The organism is Paraliomyxa miuraensis (genome assembly GCF_026337845.1).
Lineage (GTDB): Bacteria > Myxococcota_A > Polyangia > Nannocystales > Nannocystaceae > Paraliomyxa > Paraliomyxa miuraensis.
Genome location: NZ_JAOVZF010000157.1, coordinates 360,294 through 381,866 on the forward strand (window position 1 = coordinate 360,294; position 21,573 = coordinate 381,866).

General features: G+C 70.2%; 23 protein-coding genes and 1 tRNA gene. 9 read left to right on the forward strand and 15 right to left on the reverse strand.

Annotated elements, in window-relative coordinates; all coding sequences use genetic code 11:
• Window positions 1-254 precede the first annotated feature (254 nt).
• Window positions 255-524, forward strand: coding sequence for a 30S ribosomal protein S20 (gene rpsT, locus OEB96_RS28820; RefSeq protein ID WP_266219983.1), 270 nt, complete (start codon window positions 255-257; stop codon window positions 522-524).
• Between the two features lie 99 nt (window positions 525-623).
• Here the strand turns inward: rpsT and holA are convergent, their stop codons facing one another.
• Together holA and OEB96_RS28830 are read right to left on the reverse strand one after the other, a co-directional pair.
• A complete protein-coding gene (gene holA / locus OEB96_RS28825) occupies window positions 624-1,700 on the reverse strand; it encodes a DNA polymerase III subunit delta (RefSeq protein WP_266219984.1) in 1,077 nt (358 codons plus the stop codon).
• Entirely contained in the window at window positions 1,697-2,977 is a 1,281-nt protein-coding gene (locus tag OEB96_RS28830) for a class I SAM-dependent RNA methyltransferase (RefSeq protein WP_266219985.1), read from the reverse strand. The genes holA and OEB96_RS28830 overlap by 4 nt, the downstream gene beginning before the upstream one ends.
• 120 nt (window positions 2,978-3,097) lie before the next feature.
• On the opposite strand from OEB96_RS28830, the gene OEB96_RS28835 reads away from it, so the two are divergent.
• The 3 genes from OEB96_RS28835 (at window position 3,098) to OEB96_RS28845 (ending at window position 5,801) form a co-directional block, all read left to right on the forward strand.
• Entirely contained in the window at window positions 3,098-3,862 is a 765-nt protein-coding gene (locus OEB96_RS28835) for a metallopeptidase family protein (protein ID WP_266219986.1), read from the forward strand.
• 173 nt (window positions 3,863-4,035) lie between these two features.
• Window positions 4,036-4,470 (forward strand): hypothetical protein, encoded by a 435-nt coding sequence (locus OEB96_RS28840; protein WP_266219987.1) that lies wholly within the window; start codon window positions 4,036-4,038, stop codon window positions 4,468-4,470.
• Window positions 4,471-4,619: 149 nt separating this feature from the next.
• Entirely contained in the window at window positions 4,620-5,801 is a 1,182-nt protein-coding gene (locus tag OEB96_RS28845; protein ID WP_266219988.1) for a DUF2341 domain-containing protein, read from the forward strand.
• A gap of 4 nt (window positions 5,802-5,805) precedes the next feature.
• Here OEB96_RS28845 and OEB96_RS28850 read toward each other — a convergent pair whose 3' ends face one another.
• Genes OEB96_RS28850 through OEB96_RS28880 form a run of 7 tightly spaced genes read right to left on the reverse strand, consistent with a single transcriptional unit; the run spans window position 5,806 to window position 12,748 of the window.
• Window positions 5,806-6,942, reverse strand: a complete 1,137-nt coding sequence (locus OEB96_RS28850) for an acyl-CoA dehydrogenase family protein (RefSeq protein ID WP_266219989.1) — start codon at window positions 6,940-6,942, stop codon at window positions 5,806-5,808.
• Window positions 6,943-6,984: 42 nt separating this feature from the next.
• Entirely contained in the window at window positions 6,985-8,130 is a 1,146-nt protein-coding gene (locus OEB96_RS28855) for an acyl-CoA dehydrogenase family protein (RefSeq protein WP_323137441.1), read from the reverse strand.
• A 3-nt stretch (window positions 8,131-8,133) separates the two neighbouring features.
• Window positions 8,134-8,661, reverse strand: coding sequence for a hypothetical protein (locus OEB96_RS28860; protein WP_266219990.1), 528 nt, complete (start codon window positions 8,659-8,661; stop codon window positions 8,134-8,136).
• Between the two features lie 45 nt (window positions 8,662-8,706).
• Window positions 8,707-9,849 (reverse strand): acyl-CoA dehydrogenase, encoded by a 1,143-nt coding sequence (locus OEB96_RS28865; protein ID WP_266219991.1) that lies wholly within the window; start codon window positions 9,847-9,849, stop codon window positions 8,707-8,709.
• A gap of 9 nt (window positions 9,850-9,858) precedes the next feature.
• Window positions 9,859-10,671, reverse strand: a complete 813-nt coding sequence (locus OEB96_RS28870; RefSeq protein WP_407674688.1) for an enoyl-CoA hydratase/isomerase family protein — start codon at window positions 10,669-10,671, stop codon at window positions 9,859-9,861.
• Window positions 10,672-11,550: a 3-hydroxyacyl-CoA dehydrogenase family protein gene (locus OEB96_RS28875; RefSeq protein WP_266219992.1), complete on the reverse strand. Its 879-nt coding sequence runs from the start codon at window positions 11,548-11,550 to the stop codon at window positions 10,672-10,674.
• A gap of 1 nt (window position 11,551) precedes the next feature.
• Complete coding sequence (locus OEB96_RS28880) at window positions 11,552-12,748, reverse strand: thiolase family protein (protein ID WP_266219993.1); 1,197 nt, start codon at window positions 12,746-12,748, stop codon at window positions 11,552-11,554.
• 330 nt (window positions 12,749-13,078) lie between these two features.
• Between OEB96_RS28880 and OEB96_RS28885 the strand changes: the two genes are divergently transcribed.
• A tRNA-Met gene (locus OEB96_RS28885) sits at window positions 13,079-13,155 on the forward strand.
• A 289-nt stretch (window positions 13,156-13,444) separates the two neighbouring features.
• A complete protein-coding gene (locus tag OEB96_RS28890) occupies window positions 13,445-13,795 on the forward strand; it encodes a hypothetical protein (RefSeq protein ID WP_266219994.1) in 351 nt (116 codons plus the stop codon).
• Here OEB96_RS28890 and OEB96_RS28895 read toward each other — a convergent pair.
• From OEB96_RS28895 to OEB96_RS28905, 3 genes are read right to left on the reverse strand one after another with little or no spacing between them, the layout of a single operon-like run.
• A complete protein-coding gene (locus OEB96_RS28895) occupies window positions 13,792-14,472 on the reverse strand; it encodes a hypothetical protein (protein ID WP_266219995.1) in 681 nt (226 codons plus the stop codon). The genes OEB96_RS28890 and OEB96_RS28895 overlap by 4 nt on opposite strands.
• Window positions 14,469-15,134, reverse strand: a complete 666-nt coding sequence (locus tag OEB96_RS28900) for a lipase family protein (RefSeq protein ID WP_266219996.1) — start codon at window positions 15,132-15,134, stop codon at window positions 14,469-14,471. The genes OEB96_RS28895 and OEB96_RS28900 overlap by 4 nt, the downstream gene beginning before the upstream one ends.
• Window positions 15,131-16,126 (reverse strand): prolipoprotein diacylglyceryl transferase family protein, encoded by a 996-nt coding sequence (locus OEB96_RS28905; RefSeq protein ID WP_266219997.1) that lies wholly within the window; start codon window positions 16,124-16,126, stop codon window positions 15,131-15,133. The genes OEB96_RS28900 and OEB96_RS28905 overlap by 4 nt, the downstream gene beginning before the upstream one ends.
• A 96-nt stretch (window positions 16,127-16,222) precedes the next feature.
• On the opposite strand from OEB96_RS28905, the gene OEB96_RS28910 reads away from it, so the two are divergent.
• Window positions 16,223-17,299: a potassium channel family protein gene (locus OEB96_RS28910; RefSeq protein WP_266219998.1), complete on the forward strand. Its 1,077-nt coding sequence runs from the start codon at window positions 16,223-16,225 to the stop codon at window positions 17,297-17,299.
• A 51-nt stretch (window positions 17,300-17,350) separates the two neighbouring features.
• On the opposite strand, the gene OEB96_RS28915 is transcribed toward OEB96_RS28910, so the two are convergent.
• The gene (locus OEB96_RS28915; RefSeq protein ID WP_266219999.1) at window positions 17,351-17,725 is read right to left on the reverse strand and encodes a TraR/DksA family transcriptional regulator; all 375 of its coding nucleotides are present in this window, start codon (window positions 17,723-17,725) and stop codon (window positions 17,351-17,353) included.
• Between the two features lie 359 nt (window positions 17,726-18,084).
• Between OEB96_RS28915 and OEB96_RS28920 the strand changes: the two genes are divergently transcribed.
• Both OEB96_RS28920 and OEB96_RS28925 read left to right on the forward strand, forming a co-directional pair.
• On the forward strand, window positions 18,085-18,294 hold the full coding sequence (locus OEB96_RS28920) for a TIGR04563 family protein (protein WP_266220000.1): 210 nt from the start codon (window positions 18,085-18,087) through the stop codon (window positions 18,292-18,294).
• A 114-nt stretch (window positions 18,295-18,408) separates the two neighbouring features.
• Window positions 18,409-19,389, forward strand: coding sequence for an alpha/beta fold hydrolase (locus OEB96_RS28925; RefSeq protein WP_266220001.1), 981 nt, complete (start codon window positions 18,409-18,411; stop codon window positions 19,387-19,389).
• A gap of 2 nt (window positions 19,390-19,391) precedes the next feature.
• On the opposite strand, the gene OEB96_RS28930 is transcribed toward OEB96_RS28925, so the two are convergent.
• Window positions 19,392-20,774 carry an MlaD family protein gene (locus OEB96_RS28930; RefSeq protein ID WP_266220002.1) on the reverse strand — a complete coding sequence of 461 codons (1,383 nt, stop codon included), beginning with the start codon at window positions 20,772-20,774 and terminating at the stop codon, window positions 19,392-19,394.
• The gene (locus OEB96_RS28935) at window positions 20,764-21,567 is read right to left on the reverse strand and encodes an ABC transporter ATP-binding protein (RefSeq protein ID WP_266220003.1); all 804 of its coding nucleotides are present in this window, start codon (window positions 21,565-21,567) and stop codon (window positions 20,764-20,766) included. The genes OEB96_RS28930 and OEB96_RS28935 overlap by 11 nt, the downstream gene beginning before the upstream one ends.
• Between the last annotated feature and the right edge of the window lie 6 nt (window positions 21,568-21,573).

The following is a 21,573-nucleotide window of genomic DNA, read 5'->3' on the forward strand; positions in this document are numbered from 1 at the left end:
GATGCTCCCGGGGCCCGCGAGCGCCCGGGTCCCGGTCGATCGTACGAGGGCCGCGCCACCCCCACGGGGGTACGACGGAGTTGGGTCACGCTCACCACCCGCAACCCTGGCCTCAGCCCAGCCGCTTGACAAGCCCCGACAGGTGCGCGATGAACCGCGCTCCACCGCGCCCGTCGGTGGCGACCTACGAGCCGGCCCGCAACCAGGCCGAGCCTTGCAGGACGAGCATTCAGACGAGAACAGGACGAGAGCCCGTGGCGAATCACAAGCAGGCAGAGAAGCGCAACCGACAGCGCATCAAGCGGAGGGCCCGCAACCTCCAGCACCTGTCGACCATGCGTACCTACATGAAGCGAGTCCGCCGTGCTCTCGCCGGTGGCCAGCTCGATCAAGCCAAGGAAGCGATGCCGCTGGCCATCACCGCGATCGGCCGCGCCGCATCCAAGGGCGTGGTCCACCGCAACACCGCGGCCCGCTACATCTCCCGGCTCACCAAGGCCATGAACGCCGCCACCGCGAGCTGAGTCTTCGCGATTCGCCCACACGGGACTTGCCATGGTCCTCGGGGTGAGAAGGAGCCGCCTGCTTCGCGCGCGAACGGGCGGCTCTCGCATTGGTTTCGCCTAGAGTCGCGGGGACACCCCCGGCAGCGCCCCGCACACGTCGAGCACGAAGCGTTGCAGCGCCAGGTAGGGAGCCTTGACCACCGAGTGCGCGCCGCCCTTGAGATCGCGATCGAGGCGAGCCAGCGATGCGTAGGCTCGACGCAGCCGAGCCTCGTCGAATCGTCGGGCCTGCCCCGCGAGCTTGCGCGCCACGAACGGGGGCACTCCCGTGACGGCCTCGATCGCGCCCCGCCCCTGCCCGGCCATGCGGGCGGCGAACACCAGGCGGATCTGCCGGATCAGCATGCTGAGGACCGCATTGGCCTGGCCGATCTCCGGCTGGCTGCTCTCGTGGAACAGGTGGGCGAGCACCGCGAGCGCCCGCGGCCCGTCCCCCATGCCCACCGCATCGGTCAGCTCGAAGATCACCGCCTCGCGCGTGTGGGCCACCACCGCGTCGAGATCCTGTTGGGTCACCGGCTGCCCCTCGCCCGCATGCAGCGACGCTCGCTCGAGCGCATGGACTAGGTCCGACGGGCCCGTCCCGCACAGCCCCACCAGCGACAGCGCCGTCGCGCGATCGATGCGGGTCCCCGTGCGCCGGGCCTGCTCGAGCACGAACTCCACCGCGTCCTCGTCCTTCTTGAGCGCCTCGAACTTCTCGACCCACCCCGCCTTCTTGGCAGCCGTGACCAGGCGCGAGCGACCATCGATCCCGCTGCTGCTGAGCACCAGCACCGTGGTCGGGTTGGGCGCCTTGAGGTAGCCCACCAGGGCCTCGAGCATCTTGCCCTTGTCCGAGCCCCGACCCTTGCCCACGGCCTCGGGATCGGACAGCTCGACCAGGCGGCGCTCGGACATCATGGGCAGCTGACCGCAGGCGTCGAGCACCGGCGCGATCGCATCGAGTTCGCGGCCCGAGAAGCGCTCGTGGTTGAACGCCTCCATGCCCGGGGTCAGGATCATCCCTCGCAGCTCTCGCAGGCGCGCCGACATCGGGGCCGGCTCGCTGCCGTAGAGGAGCACCACCGGCGGGATCGCCTTGCCGGACCCGGCCTGGCCCTCGGCACTCGTGGCCTTCTTGGCCCGACTCATCGGCGCCCTTCCGCCGGACCGCGCACCAGGGTCACCACCACCTCGACCTCGGCCGTCATCGGCATCATGTCGAAGACCGTCACGTCGGTGATGCGCAGGCCCCCGTCGACCAGCACCCGAAGGTCCCGGGCCAGGGTCGCCGGATCGCACGACACGTAGACCACCCGCTGCTCCGCCACCCTGGCCAGGTGAGCCGCGGACTCCTTGCCCAGGCCGGCGCGCGGCGGATCGACCACGACCACGTCGTAGCGAAAGTCCCGCGCCACGAGGCTCGCCAGCAGGCTCGGCGCCGAGCCGTGCTTGGCGTTGATCGGCAGCCCCTCCGCCTCGGCCAGCGCACGCAGCAGCCCCTTGGCCTCGCGGTCCTCGTCGAGCGTCCACACCCGCTTGGCGGTGCGGGCCAGCGCACGGGTGAGGTTGCCGGCGCCGGCGTAGAGCTCGAGCACGCGCAGCCCGTCCGATCGCGCCGCCAGGGCCACGTGCCGCACCATCGCGCGATTGACCGCGGCGTTGGCCTGAGAGAACACGAACGGATGCGCGCGCATGGGCGCGAGCCCATCCCCACCGTCGAGCCGCAGCTCGTGCTGGCCCACCGCCACGCTGCGCCGACCGCCGCGCAGCACGATGCCGCACAGCCGCTGGTCGAGCAGCGCATGCGCGGCCTCGAGCACGGGCTCGTCGGGCCGCACCCCCGGCAAGGCCAACACCGCCCGCTGCCCATCGGACAACCCGAGCACCTCGCCCTGCGCAGGGAGGTGCTCGGCCAGCCGCCGCACGCGCTGCAGCGCATGCTCGAGCTCCGGGCGCAGCACCGGGCAGGCCGTCACGTCGACCACCTCGCGGCTGCGACCGCCGAAGAACCCCAGCCGCAGGCCTCCCGGGCCGTTCTCGTAGTGCATGCGGGCCCGACGGCGATAGCCCAGCGACGGCCCGGCCACCGCCGCCAGCCGCACCGCCTGGGGATCGGGCACCAGCGCACGCAGCTCACCGGCCACGATCATCCGCTTGTGCTCGGCCTGCCGCGCCGGATCCACGTGCTGCCAGTCGCACCCTCCGCAGCGGTCGGCCACCGGACACGGCGGCGTCACGCGATCGGGCGCGGCTTCGACCACCTGGGTCAGCCGCCCGCGCGCCCACCGAGCCTTGCGGCGCTCGGGCTCGGCATCGACCAGCTCGCCGGGGAGCGTGCCGGGCACGAACCAGGTCAGACCATCGTCTTGCTGCCCAACTCCCTCGCCCCCGTGGGCGAGGCCGCGGATCCGTACGCGCACCGACACGAGGGCGCGACCATACTGCAAAGCCCGCTCGCCGTCCCCCACCAAGGCCGAGCTCCGAGCGCGCGCGGGCCGTTGCCCACCCGGGTGCGATGGAGCGATGCTCTTGCCACCCAGGATCCCGTGCCCGACGCCCTCCACGCCGCCGACCGAGCCGTGGTCGACCACCTGGTCGAGGAGGCCCTCGCCTTGCTGGACGATGGCCGCGACGAGGCCGCCGCCCGCAATCTCGCCGAGGCCCAGGCGCTTGCCCCTCACGACCCCACCGTGCTGGCCGCGCTGGGCGAGCTGAGCGGGGCGCTCGGCCGGCTCGACGAGGCCCGCGACCACCTGCGAGCCGCCATCGCGGCGTTCGAGCGCGCTGGCCCGCCGATCGACCGCGCCCCCGCCCTGGCGGATGCACATCATGCACTCGCCCGGCTCCACCAGGATGCCGGTGAGCACGATCTGCAGGTCCACCACGATCTCGAGGTGTCCAGGCTCGATGCAGCCGCCCACCGCCGCGCGGGGCTCGGCAGCCGCCGCGACCTGGCCCTGGTGGAGCGGGCCACCGCCCAGGCCCTCGATCGCATCCCCGAGCCGTTCCAGGCCCGCCTCCGCAACGTGCCGGTGGTGCTCGAGCCACGTCCCTCGATCGAGCTGGTCCGCGAGGGCTTCGATCCACGGGCCCTTGGCCTGTTCGAGGGCCCCGACGATCTCGGACGGCTCAGCGTCGAGGCAGGGCCCGCCGATCGCCCCACCCGCATCGTGCTGTTCTTCGCCAATCTGCTCGATGCGTTCCCCGACGACGGGGAGCTGTGCCGGCAGGTCGAGATCACGCTGTTGCACGAGATCGGGCACTTCTTCGGCCTCGACGAGGACGAGGTCGACGCGCTGGGTCTCGGCTGAAATCGGTGAAATCGCGGCCACGGTTCTGGCTGGTCCCGTGGCCAGGCACCCCCTCGAGTGCGGCAAGTCGAGTTGCCGATCGGCCTGCGTTCCGTAGATCGAGGTCACGGAAGATGCCGCGATCGTGGGGTCCAACCAGGTTGGCACGCCCGTTGCTCTTCGTGGGAGTCATCATGAAGCTCGAGACGCTCGCTGCCGCCTGCCTCGCCCTCGTCACCCTCACCGGTTGCGACACGCTCGGCGACGACGCGATCGGCCCCGAGGGCGGGGTCGTGATCTCGGTGGACGGCCGGCTCACGGTCGACATCCCCGCCGGCGCGCTCGCCGACGCGATCGAGATCACCATCGAGCAGGTCGACGACGAGCCCGAGGGGGCGCTGGGGCCCTCCTACCGCGTGGAGCCGGTGGGTCTGGTGTTCGAGACCCCGGTGCAGGTGCTCTACAACTACAGCGCCGGCGGCATGGACGTCGCCCCCGAGGACGTGACCTTGATGGTCGCTCGCACCGACGGCTGGAACGAGCTCGCCGACCGCAGCGTGTGGGACGACGAGGAGATCGTGTCCGCCTCCGCGCTCTACCTCAGCACCTTCTGCGCGGTCGAGCGGTAGCGATGACGCCAGCGCCAGCCCGAGCGCCAACGCCAACCTAGCGCCAACCCCAGCGCCAGTTGCGCCCCGCCGACCCCGGCGATGAAGCGCCGCGGCATGGCCGCGGTGGAGGTCGTCGTCGATACCTGCGAGGATCCACGGCCTCTGGCATGAGCTTGCGCTGCGTCTCCTCCTCGTTTCGCCTCCTCTCGTACGCGGTCGGCCTGATGGCGACCGTGGCGTCCTGTCAGCTCGATTCCGACAGCAAGGGCACCCTTCCCATGGGGGTGTCCGGCTCCGGCGAGACCGGGAGCACCGACGATGGAACCGATGACCCCGACAGCACGGGTGCCCCCTCGATCGAGGGCCCGCGCAAGCGTCGGCTGGACATCGCGCCCGCGTTCGCCGGAGGGGTCGGCGTGGGCACCTTGCTGGTCGTGCTCGACGGCACCCGCATCGAGTACGAAGACACGCAACCGGACGGGTCCGACCTTCGCTTCTTCGGACCCGAGGAAGCCGGCGCCTACCCCATCGAGATCGAGCACTGGGACCCGGGCGGCACCTCGTTCGTGTGGGTTCGGATCGACAGCATCGCGCTGCCCGATCACCTGTGGATGTACTACGGCGACACCCCCGGCTTCGCGTCCCTCGATCCCTCCGCGGTATGGGACGGGGCCTTTGCGGCGGTGTGGCACATGGAGCGCGGTGGTTCACCCACGATGCCCGATACCACCGCGGCCGGCCACGACCTGCAATTCATCGGCTTCGGAGGAGACCTCGACGTACCCGGCCCGATTGGCCTTTCGGTCGCCATGGTGCCGGACGACATGGCCACCGCCGGCCCGCTCGAGCTGTTCGACCCCGGAGAGCTCGCGCTCACCGACGCCTTCACCCTGGAGGCGTGGGTCTCGACCCCGGTGGCCGCCGATGACTCCACCCACTCCGTGCTGCGCAAGACCGGAAGCTTCGAGCTACAGACGCTCGAGGCCACCTCGACGCGACCCAAGGTGGTGGTGCGCCCCGAGGGCGTCGCCGGAGCGCAGGTGGCCGAGCTGGGCTCTTCGCTCGCGCTCGACAGCTGGACCTACCTGGCCGCCACCTACCGGGCCGACACCGGGGTGCTCTCGATCTTCCGCAACGGCGCGCTCGAGGGCTCGATCACGGTGGGAGGCGATGCCGTGGCGCGCATGCTCGACGTGACCGATGCAGCGCTGCAAGTGGGGCACGGCCTGCACGGAGGGCTCGACGAGGTCCGGGTCAGCACGATCGCCCGAGCGCCCGAGTGGATCGCGGTCCAGCACGCATCGATGAGCGACCAGCTGCTCACCTTCGGCGCCCCGCAGCCGCGCTGATCGTTCATCCCAGGCGCTCGGCGATCGCGTCGGCCAGCACCGAGCGCGCCGTCGCACTGCCCCCCGCGGTCGCCTCGAGCTGCCGTGCGTCGCGAAGCGCCCGCTCCACCGGATACTCGCGCGTGTAGCCATAGCCGCCGTGGATCTGCAGCGCCTCCGAGCACCCGCGAACCGCTGCCCCCGTGGCCCACGTCCGCGCCCGCGCGGCCGCCTCGCCCAACGGCCGGCCCTGGTCGCATCGCCAGGCCGCCTGCACGGTGAGCAGCCAGGCCGCCTCGAGGCCCGTGGCCATGTCGGCGAGCTTCCACTGGATCGCCTGGAAGCTCGCGATCGGCCGCCCGAACTGCTCGCGCTGCTGGGCGTAGCCGCTGGCCTGCTGCAGCGCCCCTCGCAGCAGTCCACACGCCACCGCGGCCCACGACAGCTCCCGCAGCGCCACGATGGTCGCCGCATCGGTCAGCGCCCGTCCCGGCGCGCCGAGACGTCGCTCGTCGGGCACCCTGACCCCTTGCAGGCCCAGGTGCGCCGTGCCGGCCGCTCGTGCGCCGTGGGTGCGCAGCGGAGCGCTCACGTGCAGACCGCCCGCATCGGCGTCGATCAAGAACGCGGTGGGCCCGTCCTCGGCGCGAGCGAAGACCACGAACCGCCCGGCCACCGCGGCCCCGAGCACGTGGCGTGCCTCGCCATCGAGCGCCCACGCGTCGCCCTGGCGGGTGGCCGTGATCGCCAGCGCCCCCTCGCCCGAGCCCAGTGCCCCCTCGGCCAGCGCCCACGCGCACGGTCGCTGCCCCGAGGCCATCGCCGAGAGTTCCCCGGCCAACGCCGGCTGGCTTGCCGAGGCCGCGGCCACATGAGCCAGCCCCGCGAAGTTGTGCGCCGCGATCAGCATTGCCAGCGCTCCGTCGGCCGCCGCGAGCTCCTCCACGAGCGCACACGCCGTCACCGTCGACAACCCCGCCCCGCCCTCGTCCTCGGGCTGGCGAAGCGCCCAAAGGCCCATCCGGCCCAGCTCGTCGCGCACGGCGGCGGGGATCGCACGCGCCTCGTCCCACTCGCCCGCGTGGGGCCGCACGCTCTGCTCACACAGCTGACGCACCGTGTCGCGCAGCAGCTGGTCGTCCTCGTCCAGATCGAAGTCCATCGCGTCCCACTCCTCCCCGGCCTCGTCCGAGCCGATCCCGCGCTAGCCGCTCGCGAAGCGACGCATGATGTCGCGACTGATCACGATCCGCTGCACCTCCGAGGTGCCCTCGTAGATCATCGTGACGCGCACGTCCCGAAGCCCGCGCTCGACCGCATGGGCCTCGTCGCAGCCCGCGGCCCCCATCGCCTCGACCGCCCGGTTGCAGGCCGCGAACGCGCGCTCGGTGGTGAACACCTTGGCGATCGATGCCTCGCGCGAGAACGGCTGCCCCCGCTCCTTGAGCCACGCCGCGCGCAGGACGAGCAGCTGCGCTGCATCGAGCTCGGTGGCGGCATCGGCCAGCGCCCACTGCACCCACTGCTGCCCGCGCCGACCCGCATCGCCCGCCACGAACTCGGCGGCGGCCTCGACCGCGGCCAGCCCCACGCCCAGGGCCTGAGATGCGATGCCCACCCGACCGCCATCGAGCGCCATCATGGCCACGGGAAAGCCCCGGCCTTCCTCTCCCAGCAGCGCCTGTGGACCCACCTCGCAGGCCTCGAAGTCGATCGCGGTGGTGGTGCTGCCGCAAAGGCCCATCTTGTGCTCGGGCTTGCCACGCACGAGCCCCGGTGTGTCGCCCGGCACCAGGAAGGTGGAGATGCCCCGGGTCCCGGGCGCATCGGATGTCCTGGCCCACACCACGAACAACCCCGCATCGGTGCCCGAGGTGATCCACAGCTTGGACCCCTCGAGCACCCAGCCGCGATCGGTCCGCGTGGCCTTGGTGCGCATGCCACCGGGGTCGCTGCCCGCTCCCGGCTCCGACAACGCAAACGCCCCCACCACCAGCTCACCTCGGCAGAGCCGCGGCACGTAGGCGGTGCGCTGATCCTCGTTGCCGAAGTGGGTGACCACCTCGGCCACCATGTTGCTCACGCACAGCGCCACCGTGGTCGCCGCGCACGCGCGCGCCGTCTCGGTGATGGCGAGGCTGTAGGCGACCACGCCGGCCCCTCGGCCCCCGAGCGCCTCGGGCACGTTGATCCCCAAGAGCCCCGCCCGTGCCGCCTGCGCGAGGTTGTCATGGGGAAAGCCCCCGGTCCGATCGAGCGTGGCCGCCCGCGGCTCGAGCACTTCCTTCGCATAGCTGCGGGCCACCGCCGCGACCGCAGCCTGCGACTCGTTGGGTGAGAAGTCGATCACGACCTAGAACGCTTCACCCACCTGCCCACGATAGGTGTGGCTGTAGGGGGCCTCGGGCGCGGGTTCGAACACCCACTCGGCAATGACCCCCTCGATGCAGCCCTTGAGCCGCGACGGATCGACCTCGCCGATGTCGCCGCCCTTGGCGTTCTGCTTCTTCTCCCAGATGTCGAGGATCTTCGCGCCGCTGGCCTGCCCCTCGGTGTCGATGTCGAACTGCACCGTGAACACGCTGCGGATGAACCGGGTGCCCTCCTCCCCCATCTCGTCCTCGAGGCAGCGCTCGAGGTCGCGCAGGTACACCGTCTTGATGGTGTCCTCGATCGCGGCGAGGGTCTTGGGATCGATCGCGGTGCCCTGGTCCTCGTAGTCCTTGCGGCGACGGGCGGTGACGATGTCCTCTTCGTACTTGTTGTCGGCGTAGGCCGCGGCCACGTCGGGGTTGTCGGAGTCGCGCTTGTTCTTGCCGCACGCCGACAGCGTGGGCATGGCGATGAGCACGGAGAGACAAAGGGCGCTGCGATGCGTCATGGGGACCTCGTGGGTGATTGGTTATACCGCCGGGCTCGCGCTTTCTCAGCCCCGCAGCAGGTAGGAGGCGATGACGATCCGCTGGATCTCCGAGGTTCCCTCGTAGATCTCGGTGATCTTGGCATCGCGGTAGTGGCGCTCCACCGGGTACTCGCTGACGTAGCCATTGCCCCCGTGGATCTGAATGGCGTTCTTGGCCACTTTGTTGGCGACCTCGGAGGCCATCAGCTTGCACATGGCCGACTCCCTGGTGTGGCGCCGCCCCGCCATCTTGGCGGCGGCGGCCCTCCAGGTCAGCAGCCGCGCCGCGTCGATCTCGGTGTCCATGTCGGCGAGCATGAACGCCACCGCCTGGTGATCGATGACACGCTGGCCGAAGGTCTTGCGCTCGCAGGCGTAGCTCGCCGCCGCCTCGAACGCAGCCCGCGCGATCCCCAGCGCTTGCGCCGCAATCCCGATGCGCCCGCAGTCGAGGGTCGACATGGCCACCTTGAAGCCCTGCCCCTCCTCGCCCAGCCGCTGGCTCGCCGGCACCCGCGCGTCGTCGAAGAAGATCTGACAGCTGTGGCTGGCCCGGATCCCGAGCTTGTCGTCCTTCTGCCCGCGCCGCACCCCTTGGCCGTTCATGTCGATCACGAACGCCGAGATGCCCCGGTGCCCCGCGCTGGGCTCGGTCATGCAGATGAGGATCCCGGTGTCGGCCTGCGGCCCGTTGGTGATCCAGTTCTTGGTGCCGCTGATGACGTAGTCGTCACCGTCGCGCACCGCCACCGTCTTCTGCGCGGCCGCGTCCGAGCCCGCCTCGGGCTCGCTGAGCATGAAGCAGCCGAGCTTGTCCCCCGCGGCCAGCGGCACCAGCCACTGCTGCTTCTGCTCCTCGTTGCCCCACTTCATCAGCGGATCGCAGACCAGCGAGTTGTTGACGCTCATGATGACCCCGGTCGAGGCACAGGCGGCCGAGATCTCCTCCATCGCCAGCACATAGGCCAGGGTATCGAGCCCGCTGCCGCCGTAGTCCACCGGCACCTCGATGCCCAACAGACCCAGCTCCGCCATGCGAGCGACCAGCTCGGCCGGGTAGCGGTGCTCGCGATCGAGCGCGGCGGCGATCGGCTTGACCTCGCGCTGGGCGAATTCCTTCACCATGCGCAGCAGCTGTTCTTGTTCGTCGTTCAGCGACAGATCCATGGCAAGCTCCTAGCGCCCGGTGAAGTTGGCCGCGCGCTTGGCCAGGAAGGCGTGCATGCCCTCCGTCTGGTCGGCGCTGGCAAACAGGCTGGCGAACGCCTCCTGCTCGAGGTCGTTGGCGTGAGTCAGCGGCATCGAGGCGCCGCGATGCAGCACCTCCTTGGCCTTGGCCACCGCCAGCGGGCCCTGGGCGGCGATCCGCACCAGGGTCGCCATGGCCTCGTCGAGCAGCTGCTCGGGCGGCAGCACCCGGTTGGCCAGGCCGATGCGATGAGCCTCGGCCGCATCGATCATGTCACCGGTCATGCACAGCTCGAGCGCACGCGCCAGGCCCACGCGCCGCAGCAGCCGCTGCGTGCCCCCAAAGCCGGGGATCACGGCCAGCTTGACCTCGGGCTGCCCGAACTTGGCCTTCTCGCTCGCGTAGATGAAGTCGCACGCCAGCGCCAGCTCGCAGCCGCCCCCCAGGGCAAAGCCGTTGACCGCCGCCACGGTGGGGACGGGCAGCGCCTCGAGCATCTCGCCCAGCGCGTGCCCCTTGCCCGAGAACGCCAGCGCCTGCTCGGGCGTCATGTCGGCCATGGCCGCGATGTCGGCCCCCGCCACGAACGCCTTGCCCTCGCCGGTGAGCAGCAGGCCCCGCACGCTGGCGCCTGCGCCGAACGCCCGGGCGGTGTCCTCGACCACCGCCGTCAGCTCGCCCACGACCTCCTCGGACAGGGCGTTGAGCACCTTGGGGCGATCGATGGTGACCACGCGGATCACCGCCGGCGACGCGGAAGAGACCGCCCGATCCTCGACCTTGATCGTCGCGTAGGCCACTTACTTGCCCTTCCCGTAGTCGTAGAAGCCGCGACCGGTCTTGCGCCCCAGCCACCCTGCCGCCACGTGCATGCGCAGGTTGTTGGCCGGGCGGTACTTGTCGTCGCCCAGCTCGAGGTGCAGCACCTCGGCGATCGCCAGGCAGGTGTCCAGCCCGATGAGATCGGCCAGCTCCAGCGGCCCCATGGGGTGGTTCAGCCCCAGCTTGGCTCCGAGGTCGATGTCCTGGGGCGTGCCCAGCCCTTCCTGGAGCGCGAAGCAGGCCTCGTTGATGAGCGGGATCAGGATCCGGTTGACGATGAAGCCCGGGCAGTCCTTGCTGGTGATCACCGTCTTGCCCAGGTCCTGGGCCAGGGCCACCGTGGTCTGGTAGGTGGCGTCGTCGGTGGCCAGGCCGCGGATGATCTCCACCAGCTTCATCACCGGCACCGGGTTCATGAAGTGCATGCCGACCACGTGGCTCGGCCGCGAGGTCTCGGCCGCCAGCAAGGTGATGCTGATCGACGAGGTGTTGCTCGCCACGATCACCCCCGGCCGGCACGCTGCATCGAGCCCCTTCATCAGGGTCTTCTTGAGCTCGATGTTCTCGGTCGCCGCCTCGATCGCGAAGTCGGCCTCGGAGAACGCCTCGACGCTCGCGACGGGCACGATGTTGGCCAGCGTGGCGTCGCGGGCCTCCGCGGTCACCTTGCCCTTCTCCACCAGGCGTCCCAGGCCCTTTTCGATCGTGGCCTTGCCCTGCTCGGCACGCTTCAGGTCGACATCGGCCAGGAGCACCTTGCGGCCCCCTTGCGCGGCCACTTGAGCGATCCCGCCGCCCATTTGGCCGGCGCCCAGCACTCCGAGGGTCTTCACCGCAACCACCGCGTCGTTGCTCATCCTAGCCTCCCACCTGCTCGATCCGCTCGACCATCAGGGCCACCGCTTCGCCACCGCCGATGCACAGCGACGCCACGCCGCGGGCCTTGCCGGTCTGCTTCATCGCATGCAGCAAGGTGACCAGGATCCGCGCGCCCGTGCAGCCGACCGGATGCCCCAGCGCCACCGCACCACCGCGCACGTTGAGCCTATCCTCGGCGATCCCCAGCTCGTCCTGGTTGACCAGCGAGACCACCGCGAACGCCTCGTTGATCTCCCACAGATCCACGTCGCCCACGGCGCGCCCGGTCTTGGTCAGCAGGTTCTGGATCGACTTGGCTGGTGCAGTGGTGAACCACTCGGGGGCCGCAGCCGCCCCCGCGTAGCCGGCGATGCGAGCCAGCGGGGTCAGCCCGCGCCGCTTGGCCTCGTCGGCCGTCATCAACACCAGCGCGGCCCCGCCGTCGTTGATGGTGGAGGCATTGCCCGCCGTGATCGTCCCGTCCTTGGCGAACGCGGGGCGCAGCGAGGGCAGCGCGTCGATCTTGCCGCGGAACGGCTCCTCGTCCTCGCTGACCACCACCGGGGCTCCCTTGCGCTGCGGGACCTCCACCGAGACGATCTCCTCGGCGAACAGCCCATCCTTCACCGCCGCCTGGGCGCGCCGGTAGCTCGTGGCCGCCCACGCGTCCTGCCGCTCACGGTCGATCTTCTTCTCGCTCGCGCACAGGTCTCCGGCCTTGCCCATGTGGAAGTCGTTGTACGGGTCCCACAGCCCATCGTGGACCATTCCATCCACCAGGGTGCCGTTGCCCATGCGATAGCCGGTGCGGGCCTGGGGCAGGTAGTACGGCGCCAGCGACATGGTCTCCATGCCGCCCGCGACCACGATCGTGGCGTCGCCCGCCTTGATCGCCTGAGCCGCCATCATCACCGTCTTGAGGCCCGAGCCGCAGACCTTGTTGACCGTGACCGCGCCCACTTCCTTGGGGACCCCGGCGGCGATCATCGCCTGGCGCGCGGGCGCCTGACCGACGCCGGCCGGCAGCACGCAGCCCATGAGGACCTCGTCCACGTCGCCCCCCTCCACCTTGGCCCGCTCGAGTGCGGCCTTGATGGCCACCGCCCCGAGCTGGGGCGACGGCACGGTGGACAGCGAGCCGCCGAAGCTGCCGATCGGCGTACGGGCGGCGCTGACGATCACGACTTCCGAGGACATGTGGGCCACGCTTTCCGGTCCAGCCGCTTGGCGCCGACGGCCCTTCCGTCCAGGCGCACCGCTGGTCCAATGCGATCGCTACCACGGGTCGGGTTTGCGGCAAATGCGTTCGGTCACGGGTACTTGGCGGCCTTCCGTCCCCATCGGAGGCGGGAGGTGGGGGTGGGCTCGCACCCGAGCCCGAGCCATGACTCCGCGCACCGTCGGCGTCGGCCTCCGGCGCTTGACGAGGCTTCGGCGTCGGCGCATAAACCCGGTCCCGCCGCCGGCCTCCAACCAGGGGATGGCGGCACCCGCGTCCGCCTCACGTCGAGCACGTCGAACGAACATGTCGAAGTAGCTCAGCTGGTTAGAGCGAGGGATTCATAACCCCTAGGTCGGCGGTTCAAGTCCGCCCTTCGGCACCACGAACGGCAACGTCCACGGACGTTGCCGTTCTTCGTCGAGCCCTCGGGTCCCGCTCGGGTCCCGACATTGGACGCGACACCGCGACTGCGTGGGCCAGGCCTTCCGCGATCCAGTGGACCTCATCGTGACAGCACCATGCGGGTGTCACTCTTCGCCTCAGCGCATCGCCGGGCCCCTCGCCCCGCGTCTTGCTACGCTGGGCTCCGTTGGCCGATTCCAACGGCATCGACGCATGGGCGATCGGTGCCGCGAATCACACGCAACGCAAATGGATCACGGAGGTCGTCCATGGACACGACGGCATGCGAAGCATCGCAGGGCCTGGATCACGCGCTCGTCGACGATGGCGAGCGTCTCGCTCCCTTCGAGCCACGCTCGCTCACCGCGGCCGTCACCGGCCTCTGCATCGATCCTCGGGGTCGTCGCTTCGCCCGGCTCAACGCCTTCGTCGACGGCCTGGGTCAGCGCACGGTCCACCTCGAGCTCGGCGAGCACGACCATGCGCTGGCCCAGCGAGCCATGACCCGGCTCGGCGTCCTCGTCCGCAGCTCGGGCGAGCTGGTCTTCGAAGGCCCTCGGCTGCTGCTCCGTCCTGCCCGCCGGCTGCGGTGGCTCGAGCCGCTCGACGATCCTCGCTAGCCGTCGTCCGCTCGGACCGCCGACGCCTGCATCCACCGCAGCCGCGTGGCCACCCATGCGGGCTCCTGCCGCACCAGGTCCACCACGAACACGTCGGCGCCGTAGTCCACGCACAGCGAGAGCGCGCTCCCCTGGCCTCCGCAACGACGCAGCTCGGGCTTGGCCGCCCGCAAGAAGGCCATCCAGATCCCCACCTGCTCGGTCGTCATCCCCACGTCCTCCACCATCATCAGGGTCAGGTACGTGCCGACCACGCGCTGCACGGTGTGCCGCACGTCCTCGTCGAACAGCCAGTTGATCGCCTCCACGTCGCGAGCCGCCGCCGCGTCGGGCAGCGAGAACGAGGCCACCTCGGAGAACTGCGGCGCCGCGGGCAGCTCGCCCCGGGGCAGCGCCTCGATGCTCGCCGCGTAGCCCTCGGCAAGCGTCACTCCATGACGAGCGCGAAGGTCGACGAGCGCCGCATGCAAGGCGTCGCGGTCGATCTCCATCCCCCGCCGCAGCGGTGCGCGCCCGGCATCGGCGAGCTCTCGGCGCGCCTCGTCGAACACGGCCCGAGCATTGGCGGCCGGCGGGGTCACGCCCTCCCCCGAAGCGATCGGGTCCGGCGAGCCGCAGCCCATCAGCATCGCCACCCAGCCGGCCAACACCCACCCGCACGTCGCTCGCGCCGTCATCCGTCCTCGTCCTCCCCGCGCAGGAACACCGCCGCGCGCTCGAGCACCGCGGGTCTCCACTGCAAGAACGCGTGCACCCCTCCGACCACCGTGGGCTCCACCCCCGGCAATCCCATCTCCGCCACCCCCACCACGCCGTCGTCATCGCCCGAGGAGATGAGCGGGTTGTAGCCACGCCCATCTCCCTTCGCCCCCGCGAGCACCAGCACGTCGGTTCCCGAGGGCGGCGCCGGCATGCGCTGCACGTGCTCGGGTCGCAGCTGATCGGCCGCCTCACCGTAGAGCCACCGCATCAGCGGGTTGTCGCGATTGCGCTCGGCCAGCTCGGCGCCCTGGTTGGGCGGCGAGAGCATCACCACGCGGTGGTGTGCGGCATGCCGCCCGGCATGCCGCAGCAGGTACGCCCGCACCACCAGCCCGCCCATGCTGTGGGTCAGAAAGCCCAGCGTCCCGTCCGCCGGCAGCTGCCATTGGTCGAGGAAGCGCGCGAGCGCATCGCCATGGTGCTCGAGCGTGCCTCGCCGCGTGGGATAGCCGAACGCACGCGCATCGAGCCCACGCCGCGACAGCCAGCGTGCGGTGGGCCAAAGGCCCACCGGCGAGCGCAGCGCCCCATGCAGCAGCACCACGGGCCGTCGCTCGCCGTGGAGCCCGCGGGTCATCGGCGGCGCCGCCCCTTCCGCCCCTTGGCGGTCTTCTTGGTCTTGTTGCGCCCCCGCACCGAGGATGGTTCGGCGGACGGATCGGCCTCGGGCCGAGCCCGCGACGAGGGCTCGGCCTGCGCCGCATCCGACGGGCTCCAGCGCCCGCCTTCCCAGGGCCGAAACGCCGCGGGCTTGTGCTCGGCCAGGGCCAGCCTGCCGCGCGACCACGCCACCACGCCAAGCGACGCACTCAGCACCAGCGCGCTCACTTGCCCGCTCGACAGCGGTCCCAGCATCGCCGCGCCCGCATCCGCACGAAACCACTCCTCCACCAATGCGCGCCCCAGCAGATACGCAATGGCCGTGCCCAGGAACACCTGCCCGGAGAACCGTCGCCGCCGCCGCAGCCAAAGCCCGACGCCGAGCGCCGCCGCGGCCACCAGCAGCGCATAGAGCTGGGTCGGGTGGACGGGCAGCGACAGCTCTGCCCCCGGCGCCACGAGCCCCGGCAGCGAGCGCTCGTGCTCGAGGTACGCCGGCGAGCCCGCCGGAAAGCGGATCGCCCACGGCAGCTCGGGCGCATAGTCGCCAAAGCCCATTCCGGCCAGCAGCGCCCCCAGCCGCTCCACCATGGCGCCCGCCGCCAACGCCGGCGCCACCACGTCGTAGAACGCCACCACCGGCACGCGCCGCCGCATCAGGTAGAAGCCGCTGACGAGCCCCGCCACCATCAGGCCCGCAAATGGAGCCAGCTCGTCGGCCCGCAGCACCCACAGCGATGCATCCACGGTCTCCCCCGGGCGCTGCAGCAACCAGGCGATCCTCGCCGCCACCAAGCCCAGCCCCGCCGCCAGCACGTAGGCCGTGCCGAGCGGCCCCGGCGGGAGCCGGTCCTTGCGCCCCAGCGACAGCGTGACGAGCCAAGCCAGCAGCAGCGCCACCGCGAGCATCAGCCCGTAGGCATGGACCTGCAGGCCAAGCCCAGGAACGGTGAGGACGTCGGGAAGCACGGGCCCGTCAGTGTCGCCTCGGGCCCCAGCGCCGGCAAGCGCCCTCCCTCGGGCCACGCGAGCACCGGGCTCGCTGTATCATCCGGCCGCACGCCCATGGAGGAGGCGTCCCCCAGCCCCAACAATCCCATCGAGGTCTACCTGGCCTCACGGCGCCGCGTGATCGTGGCGCTCGTCGTGCTCGTCAGCGTGCTGGGCCTGGGCGCCTTTGGCTACTGGTATCTGGCGTGGCTGCAGATGCCCGGCCTCTGGAGCTTCGCCGATTGCGTGTACTTCACCGCCATCACCATCACCACCGTGGGCTTCGAGGAGACCCTCGAGCTCGACCTCGTCCCCGGCAGCCGCACCTGGACTCTGGCCCTGCTGGTCTTTGGGATCTCGGCCAATCTCTACGTGGTCTCGTCGATCACCAGCTTCTTCGTGGAGAGTGACTTCGGCAACGTCCGGCGCTACCGTCGGCTCCGCAGGCGCATGGACGAGATCCTCGACCACTACATCGTGTGTGGAGTGGGAAGCACCGGCATCCACGTGGTGGGCGAGCTGCGGGCCATGGGCGAGAAGCTCGTGTGCATCGATCAGGACGAGGCCCACTTGCACGAGCTCGAGCGCGAGGGCGTGCTGACCCTGCACGGCGACGCCACCGACGACGAGATCCTGACCAAGGCGGGGCTCTCGCGCGCTCGCGGCATCGTCGCGACCATGGACGACGACAAGACCAACATGTTCGTCGTGGTCACCGCCCGCCAGTCCAACCCCAACCTGCGCATCGTGACCAAGGCCGTGTCTCCCTCGGCCGTGGCCAAGCTCAAGCGCGCTGGCGCCGACGCGGTGGTGTCCCCCGCCTCCATCGGAGGCATGCGGCTGGCGTCCGAGATGCTGCGGCCCCAGGTGGTGCGGTTCCTCGACGAGATGCTGCGGGACAAGGAGGCCAACCTGCGCATCGAGGAGGCCCAGGTCGGCCCCTCGGGGGACCTCGTGGGCAAGTCCCTGCGCGAGGCCGGGCTCCGCGAGCGCTGCGGGGTGCTGGTGATCGCCGTGCGCTCACCCGAGGGCAAGGCCGACTACGTCCCCTCGGGGGACCTCGTGCTCGAGCCCGGCACCTGGCTCATCGGGATCGGCGGACCCGAGGACATTCGCCGGCTGCGACGCGCCGTCGGCGACCGCCGAGGGTAGGGGGAGCAGCGCCTGCCGGCGCCGCGGGGCCGGTCGGCAAGCTGCGCCTGCCTAGTCTTCGGCGTAGATCGCCTCGTCCTTCTCCTGCGCTTCCTTGCATTGGATGCACAGCTGCGCCTCGGGCCGAGCCTGGAGGCGCTTGAGCGAGATCTGTTCCTCGCATTCCTCACACAGGCCATACTCGTGGCCTTCCATCTTCTTGAGGGCATGCTCGATCTTGCCCAGCAGGAAGCGTTCTCGTCCCCGGAGGCGAAACGAGAACGCCTGCATGTACTCGCTCGAGGCCTGGTCGACCTCGTCCATGCGCTCGTCTGCCTCGATCACCATGTCTTGGTCGAGGGTGCGCTTGGCCTCGGCGATGAGCCGATCGCGCTTGTCGATGAGGATCCTGCGGAATTCTTCGGTCTGCGCCTTCGTCAGAGCCATTGGCCTCTCCCTCGAGGGTCGTGCCGAGACAAGACGGCGAAGGCTATAGCGTCGCCGGCTCCCCGACAATGGAAAATTGGCGGCCCATTGTGGGTCCCGCTCCTCTGGGCGCAAGACCTGGGCGCAACCCCTGGGCGCAACCCTGGGCGCACGCCCTGGACGCAAGCCGGTCCCATCCCTCGTCCCATTCAGAGATCTCGGCGCACGGCATGGCATGCGATGGGCGACAATCAAGTGGGATCGTGCATCGACGGATGCGCGTAGACGCCCGTTCGTCGCGCCCCATCAGTTGACAAAAATTCGTACCGTATCCTACCCTGCGGGCGAACCCTGAAGCCTTGGGCTCGGAGAACCCCTGAATGGCCAGCTCGGACAAGCGCAAGCAGAGCCTGTACTTTCCCGAACAGATGCTGAAAGAGATCCAGGAGGAGGCGGCCCGCCAGGACCGCTCGCTCTCGTGGATCGTCCAGAAGGCGTGGAAGATCGCTCGCAAGGACATCATGAAGTACCCGAGCGTCAACGAGATCTCGGACGACGAACCCGACGACGAGCGGGGGCGCAACGAGTAGCGTTCGCGGGACGAATGGCCGCGACCCTGGCCCCGAGATGGGAGCGCCGGTCGCGGCCGGCGCCCGCCTCCATGATGTGCCATCTCCATGGTGTCTCCTCGGGCGCCTGCGGCCATGACCGAGCCTCACGCACGCGATCGCTCGGACCGGGCCGAAGGTGCCGCTCCGCCGTCCCCGAGCGTGGAGCCATCGACTCCGTCGGTTCCCTCGGAGCACGGGGCATCCGCCGAGGATGTCTTCGTCGAGCGCGATGATGGCGCGTCGTTGTTCGTTCGTGACGTTGGCGTGGGCCACGACCGCGCGATTCTGATCCTCGACGGGATCGGCTGCAGCGGTTGGGCCTTCCGCCGCATCATCCCCCGCTTGGCCGCGCAGCATCGCGTATTGCTGATGCACTACCGCGGCCATGGGCGATCGCCCGATCCCCCCCGCCCCTGGCACCTGAGCATGCCGGACCTCGCGGACGATGCGGCCGCCGTGCTCCAGGCCCGCGGCGTGTCCTCCGCGGTCGCGGTGGGCTTCTCGATGGGCTTCCAGGTCGCGCTCGAGCTCTATCGCCGCCATCGCCCGCGGGTGACGGGCCTGGTCGATCTGGCCGGCCCTTCGGGTCGCGCGCTCGCGACCTTCCAGGGCACCGACGCGTTCGGCCATGTCTTCCCCCTGCTGCGCGTCGCCATGCGTCACGCGCGGGACTTCACGCGACGACTGTGGCGCGGGGTGGTCCCGACCACCTGGATCCAGGAGCTGGGCGCGATCACTCGCCAGATCAACGCCGAGCGGCTACGCAGCGAGGACTTCGAGATCTATCTCGACCAGATGGCCGCCATGAACCCCGAGCTGTTCTTCGAGATGCTCGGCGAGGCCAGCCGCCACACGGCCGACGACCTGCTGCCCGAGATCCGCGTCCCCACGCTGGTGATGGCGGGGGCCCATGACCGCTTCGTGCCGCTGTCGACCCTGCGGGGGATCGCGTTCGCCATCCCCCAGGCGCAGTGGGTGGTGATGGAGGACGGCACGCACGCCCTGCCGGCGGAGTACTCGGACGAGGTCTGCCAGCGAATCGAGGCGCTCGTGACGTCGCTGCCGCCTGCATGACGCTATTGGCCCTGGGGAGCCTCTGCGTCGCTGGCCCCCGCCTCCCCGCCCGTGGCTTCTTCCTGCTCGATCACGTGCCGCACCAGGCGCTTGAAGGTGTCGTTGCGCTCGATGTTGCGCAGGATCTTGACCAGGTCGTCGTGGGCCTTGGAGTCGTTGACCAGCTTGCCGATCGTGCCCTCGCCGCGGTCGACCTTCTGGACCACGTTGTTGGCCGACTTGGCCAGCTCGTCGACGTCCTTGAGGATCTTCTCGAGGTCCTTGGCCATCGTGCCGTCGTCGTCGTAGAGCAGCTTGGCGGCCAGGCTCTTGTTCTTCGGGTCCTTGAGGTCCGACAGCAGGCGTCGCAGGTTGGCCATGGTCTCGCGCGCGTCGTCCACCATGGGCTGGAACGAGTCGTCGAGCTTGGCCATCGAGTCGTTGGCCCGATCCACGAAGCGATCGATCCCGACCGCCGTGTTCCGCATGCTGCGGAGCGTGATCCCGAACTCCTCCTTGTACTCCTCGTCGTTGAGCAGCGCGCCCACCAGGCCCTCGCCCGCGGCCATCTGGCGGGTGATCTCCTCGACGTTCTCGAGCGTCCCCTTGACCGAGTTGATGGTGCGCTCGTCGTTGAGCTGCGAGAACAGGCTGGAGATCCCCGAGAGGCTGGTGTCGACCTTCTCCGTCAGTCCGTCGAAGCGGTCGCGGAACAGCTGGATGTCCTCGTAGAGCGAGGGGCTGCTCTGGATCCGGCGCTCCTCGGGCAAGGGCTCGCGCATGCCCGGCGTGATGTTGACCAGCTGGTCTCCCAGCACGCCGTTGCTGGCCACGGTGGCCCGCGAGTCGGTGCGCACCAGCTCGAGCTTGTCCTCGAAGATCGTCATCTGCACCTGCACGCGGCGGTGGGTGGTGAAGTAGCGCGCACAGACGCCATCGGGGCCGACCCACGCCACCCTCCGCGCGCGACGGCGGAAGTCGGAGGTCACGCAGATCTCCTCGGCCGTGCAGTCGCTGTCTTCGAGGCAAGGCGCGTGCTGCCCCTTGGAGGCGTAGGGCTCGAGGTCGGCGCACAGCCCCCCGGGACCGCAGAACAGGAACGCGTCGCAGTTGTCGGTGCGGCCCTCGCCGTAGCGCCCGAGATCCTCGGTGGCAGGGTCGCACTCGTACTCGACGTTGACGAAGTCGATCGACGACACGGTGCCGATCTCGACCCCCGCCAGCTGCACCGGCGAGCCCTTGCGCAGGCCCGTGATGGTGCGAAAGTCGGTGCGGATGATGGTCTTGGTCTCCCAGGTGCCCTCGCTCTGCCCGATGATGAACAGGGACACGAACAGCAGCACGCTGAGCACCATCACGAAGATGCCCACGATCAGGCGGGTCTTGGCCTCGCTCCTACGCGCCACGGGAGTCCTCCGCAGCATCCACGGGGTGCGCCGGGGCGCTCTGCTCGGCCCTGCGAATGCGCCCATGGATGAAGTCCCGCACCTCGGGCGCCGCGCTGTGCCACATCTCGTCGGCGGTCCCCACGAACGGGAACGCCCGCTGGTAGAGCATCGCGATGCGGTTGGAGACCTTGCGAGCCGTGGGCATGTCGTGGGTCACGACGACGGAGGTCACGTCGAGCTCCCGCTGCAGCTTGAGGATCATGTCGCCGATTCGCTTGATGTTCTTGGGGTCGAGTCCGGTGGTGGGCTCGTCGTAGAGGATAACCTCGGGCTCGATCGCGATCGAGCGCGCTAGGGCAACGCGCTTCTTCATGCCGCCGCTGAGGCTGGCTGGCATCTGCTCGGCCACGCCCTCGTGGAGCCCCACCATGGTCAGGCACTCGCTGGCGCGCTGCTCGATGCGGGCCATGGACCAGTCGGTGTGCTCGCGCAGGGCGTAGCCGATGTTCTCGCCCACGGTCATCGAGTCGAACAGCGCCCCCCCCTGGAACACGTAGGCGACCTTGCGCCGCACCTGGCGCAGGCCCTCCTCGGGCATGTCCGGCACCGAGGTCCCGTGGAACAGCACCTGCCCCTCGTCGGGAACGAGCAACCCGATCATCATCTTGAGGCACACGCTCTTGCCGCCCCCGCTGCCGCCGATGATGGTCAGCGTCTCCCCCGGCAGCACCGACAAGCTCATGCGCTCGTAGACCACGTGCTCCCCAAAGCGCTTGGTCACCCCGCGAAAGTCGATGATGGGCTCGGGCACGAACGG